Annotated in this window: 2 rRNA genes; both read left to right on the top strand. The window is 36.5% G+C overall.

The window, feature by feature from the left end:
• Nucleotides 1-80, top strand: a 16S ribosomal RNA gene (locus BN3326_RS16875); the annotation flags it as partial.
• Nucleotides 81-482: 402 nt separating this feature from the next.
• Nucleotides 483-559 (top strand): 23S ribosomal RNA (locus tag BN3326_RS16870); the annotation flags it as partial.

The raw sequence follows: 559 nt of genomic DNA, 5'->3' as shown, positions 1-559 counted from the left end.
CGCCTAAGGCAAAACCAATGACTGGGGTGAAGTCGTAACAAGGTAGCCGTATCGGAAGGTGCGGCTGGATCACCTCCTTTCTAAGGAAAATGACTGAGTATGGTTACTGTTTTATTTTGAAAGTTCATTTCATGAACTTTCAACCTAGATTCTAGCTCGTCAGAGCGCAGAAGATAGGGTGTAAGTATAGACAACCTTATCTACTTAGATTATCTAAGAAAACTAAGTGAGTCCATACACTTTGTACTTTGAAAAACAAATACTACGAAAATAAGATTTTAAACTTCAAACTACATTATGAGCACAGACGATGTGTAAGTAATGGTGTAAGGAAATGATAAAATCTACAATTTAACCGAAAATATTAAACTATTCTTTTAAAACAAACTTTGTTTGTTTAGAATAAACAAGGCACTTATTCCTATAATTTATTATAGAGATTATTTGACCATGATGGTGCATTCGTGCATCAATCATAATTAGGTCAAGCTACTAAGAGCGTAGAGTGGATGCCTTGGCACCGAGAGCCGATGAAGGACGCGATAAGCTGCGAAAAGCT

The organism is Cellulosilyticum sp. I15G10I2 (assembly GCF_900095725.1).
Taxonomy (GTDB): Bacteria; Bacillota; Clostridia; order Lachnospirales; family Cellulosilyticaceae; genus FMMP01.
This window is presented reverse-complemented; position numbering and strand designations above follow the sequence as displayed.